Annotated in this window: 3 protein-coding genes and 1 pseudogene; 2 read left to right on the top strand and 2 right to left on the bottom strand. The window is 37.8% G+C overall.

What is annotated here, in order from left to right; all coding sequences use genetic code 11:
• Together ND811_RS18900 and ND811_RS18895 are read left to right on the top strand one after the other, a co-directional pair.
• A partial coding sequence (locus ND811_RS18900) for a hypothetical protein (protein WP_265365550.1) occupies positions 1-392 on the top strand: 392 nt, incomplete at its 5' end.
• A gap of 86 nt (positions 393-478) precedes the next feature.
• Complete coding sequence (locus ND811_RS18895; protein WP_265353542.1) at positions 479-1,066, top strand: lipid-binding SYLF domain-containing protein; 588 nt, start codon at positions 479-481, stop codon at positions 1,064-1,066.
• Positions 1,067-1,236: 170 nt separating this feature from the next.
• Here ND811_RS18895 and ND811_RS18890 read toward each other — a convergent pair.
• Positions 1,237-2,058 (bottom strand): annotated as a pseudogene (locus ND811_RS18890) (DNA polymerase); the annotation flags it as partial.
• A gap of 146 nt (positions 2,059-2,204) precedes the next feature.
• The gene (gene glgP / locus ND811_RS18885) at positions 2,205-3,848 is read right to left on the bottom strand and encodes an alpha-glucan family phosphorylase (RefSeq protein ID WP_265353543.1); all 1,644 of its coding nucleotides are present in this window, start codon (positions 3,846-3,848) and stop codon (positions 2,205-2,207) included.
• Between the last annotated feature and the right edge of the window lie 134 nt (positions 3,849-3,982).

Below are 3,982 nucleotides of genomic sequence, written 5' to 3'. Positions count from 1 at the left end.
TAAAAGCGGCAATTCTAGATTTAACTACTTTTATTCGCGGAGAATTTTTGAAGGAGAACTTAAAAAAATTAGATGCCTTGAATATTCCTGTTTTCAATATTACTGGTTCAACTACAATTACAGAAGTACCATACTTTCAGTTACAGGGAGTGAATGAGTTAAATAAATACGATGCAAATAACGATATGCAAGTGACACAAAAACACTCTAAACTTCATATTCCCATGGCAACTGATCTTGCAATGCTACATGCTCATCATTGGGATGTTGCTTATAACTCTTTCGTAGGTAAACTAAGTTTTGGTTCTCCTAATTTAGATCATCCTTTTCCTAAGACGGCTGGTGTTGTTGCAATGTTTAAATTTGCCTATGAGCTTGGTTTAATCGATTAAATATTGAAAGAATATCAACTGAACGTGGTGTTGTAGGGTAAATTAATTTCTTGCAAATTAGTAATAAGCAACTAAGAAGATAGAACATGGCTCTTTTAAATCGGATTCTTTTTAATCTAATTGTTTTGATACTTGGAATGAGTAGTAATTTATGTAGCACGGTGCCAAAAACAAAAACTCAAAAAAATTTGCAAAGAGAAGAAATTTTAGAAATGGCAAGACTGACTAGAGACCAAGTTTTTCAGCAGTATCCAAAGGCAAAAAAAGCAGCAGAAGAGGATTCGGTTGGCGTAGCTGTATTTAGTAACTTTGGATTTAAATTTATGTTTATGGGAAGTGCAAAAGGAGAAGGGGTGGTGTTTTCTCATTCTACTCACAAGCCTACTTATATGAGGATGAGAGAATTGCAACCAGGTCTAGGATTTGGGGTGCAAAGATTTAAGATTGTGTTTTTATTTCATTCTGAAGAAGCATTGGTAAAATTTATTGAATCCGGTTGGCAGTTTGGCGGCAATCTATTGGCTACTGCCAATTATTCGAAGCAGGGCTTAGATTTTCGAATGGGAGAATCTACCTCTCCAAATGTCAGCATGTACCAACTTAGTGAATCGGGAGCAATTGTTGGAATCAGCATCACCGGAGCAAAATATTATAAAGATGAGGAGTTAAATTAGAAATCATAAAGATTTTAATGGAAGACGAATTCCTACTTTCCGAGAGGCTATTTATAATTATCCGGAAGGAGACTTAGTCTATGGAGAATTTACTCTAAAAAAAATTCAATCTAATTGAAACGAATTCTTAGAAGAGTAATCTATCCTTAGATAATGGCATCGTTTTAATTCTAGTGCGCCTCATCCCAGTTATCGCCAAATTTTCCTTGTGCAATGATTGGAACCTTAAGCTTGATTGCTGTTTCCATTTCTTTCTTGGCTAGGTCAAAGACGATGTCTTTTTCTTTTTTGTGAACTTCAAAAACCAATTCGTCATGAACTTGCATGATGAGTTTGGAGTTTAGCTTTTTCTTCTGAAGTTTTTCATGGATTGAAAGCATAGCAATTTTTATCATATCTGCACTTGTTCCTTGAATAGGGCTATTGATTGCTATCCGCTTTCCAGCTTCTTGTTCTTGTCTGCGGGAGGATTTGATTTCGGGAATATGTCTTCTCCTTCCTGTAATAGTTTCCACATACCCTTTGTCAGCGCACTCAGCGCAAATATCTTCCATGTATTTTTTTACACCTGGAAATTGTTGAAAATATTTATCAATAAAGATTCCTGCTTCTTGTCTCGAGACTTTTAGATTTTGGCTTAGACCATAAGCGGTTACTCCATATATTACGGAGAAATTTACTATCTTTGCTTTATTTCTCATTTCCGGTGTAACTTCTTTCGCACTAACTCCAAACAATGCCTGGGCGGTTTCATTATGAATATCTGCATTTTTCTCATAAGCACGAATCATATTTTTGTCGTTTGCAAAATGTGCCATGATCCTGAGTTCGATTTGAGAATAGTCTAAGCTGAGCAGGAGATAATCTTTGTTTCCCGGAACAAACCCTTTTCTAATTAATTTTCCCTCTTCATCTTTAATAGGGATATTTTGTAAGTTCGGATCAGTGGAAGAAAGTCGCCCTGTCGCTGCGATTGTTTGATTATAATTCGACCACATAGGAACTTGGTAAGAGTTTTGCCAAGAACCAGTCCCCCCGACTCAAGAATGGTTATTCCATATTCGTGACAGATTGCTCATTATGGGAATCCAGTCGGCTTAAAGGCGACTATATTTAATCACAATATATAAAGAATAGCTTATCTGCCACTGTTATACAACTTTTTGTAGTATTCGTCCGCCATCCGATCTGAATTGAAGAAAGGGAAAATATCATCCATGCTTTTACGGATCATTTGAGCCCATTTCTGCTGATCATTATAATAAGTCGGGATCACTACATTTTCCAGTATCTCATATAAATATTGTGCGTCCTGATTATCCTGCTCATCTATATTTTGATTGGGAACGGCGTGCTGCATAATAAAGCTATTTTCCATATGCTTTCCGTATTCTTTCACCCAGCCATCCAGATTTGAAAGATTCAGCGTTGCATTCATAGATGCAGTCATACCACTTGTTCCTGAAGCTTCACGCGTATACCGGGGGTTGTTCAGCCATACGTCTGCACCTTTTTTTAATAAAGCTGAAAGCCCTAATTCATATCCTACGAGAATGACAGATCTGTCTGAAGTAAGTGTCGACTGCAGAATTTTATTAAAAATACCTATTGCTTCCTGGTCTCGCGGATAGGGCTTCCCGGCCCAAATGATCTGCACGGGTTGATGAATATTATTTAACAGATTCATAAATCTGTTGTAATCACGCATGATCAGATCCGGACGCTTATAGCCGGCAAAACGTCTGCTCCAGACAATTGTCAAAACATTCGGATCCAGCATATCGCCCGTCTGATCAGCAATCACTTCAAACAACTGCTTTTTCAGTTCTTTTTTACGCACCCGGATCCAGTTGTCATTTTGTTCGTGATACGCCTGCAGTAATGAATTATCTGCCCAGTAGGCTACATTCTGAGAATTGGTTATGTGGTCAATGGGACAGATATTATTGTATTCTCTCCACATATTTCTTGATACTTCACCGTGAAGCTCTGAAACACCATTCGCTTTTTTAGCCATGCGCAATGCTGCCAGGGTATATTCAAACTGCCCGTTGATGATGCAGTCCAATGCATGAATATCCTGCATCGGAACATTTCCGAAAAACGATGCACGGCTTAACAAATCAAAGTTGTGCGATTCATTGCCGGCTTTTTCAGGCGTATGCGTGGTAAATACCAGGTGTTTTTTTACTTCCTCCCAGTTTTTATGGACATCATAAAGATGAAATGCAACCGGCAAAGCATGTGCCTCATTAATATGATAGATATCTACATGCCTGTTTAATGCATCAAGCACTTTGCCCCCGCCGATGCCCAGCACAATACTTTGAGCGATACGGGTCTCTTCATTCGGGTCGTACAGGTGGTGAGTGATTGTTTTACTTAAATAATCATTTTCCGGCAGGTCAGTTGATAAAAGATAGATCGGTGCTGATCCAAATGTCTCCGGTTTGAGCAAAAAAGCTTTTACATATATATCCTTGCCGAAAACATTTACTGTAACTGTAATACCCGGATCTTCTAAAAAGGTATAATATTTTACCGTGTAATCGACCCGCATCGTAAGATCTTCATTCCGAGCCTGATCGTAATAGCCGTATTTCCACAGCATTCCAACCCCGACAAGATTTTGTTTCATGTCGTATGCACTGCGCATATGGGAACCAGATAAAAAACCCAGGCCTCCTGAATATATTTTTAAAGGCTGATGAATGGCATATTCCATTGAAAAATACGCAACAGACGTACTATACTCCTGGTTTATAGATAAATAATCTGACATAACTGTTTTACTCTATTTATTAAAAAGTTTCTTTTATTACCGTGAACCAAGTTATAAATATTCTTAAACACCCGTTTCAATCCTGCAGATTAAATTACCTGTTCTGTGTAAAACCCTTGAACAATACAATTTAC

The sequence above is a fragment of the Leptospira soteropolitanensis genome (assembly GCF_026151655.1).
GTDB classification, from domain to species: Bacteria; Spirochaetota; Leptospiria; order Leptospirales; family Leptospiraceae; genus Leptospira_A; species Leptospira_A soteropolitanensis.
The sequence above is the reverse complement of the archived record's forward strand: the minus strand, read 5'-3'. Positions and strand labels throughout refer to the sequence as shown.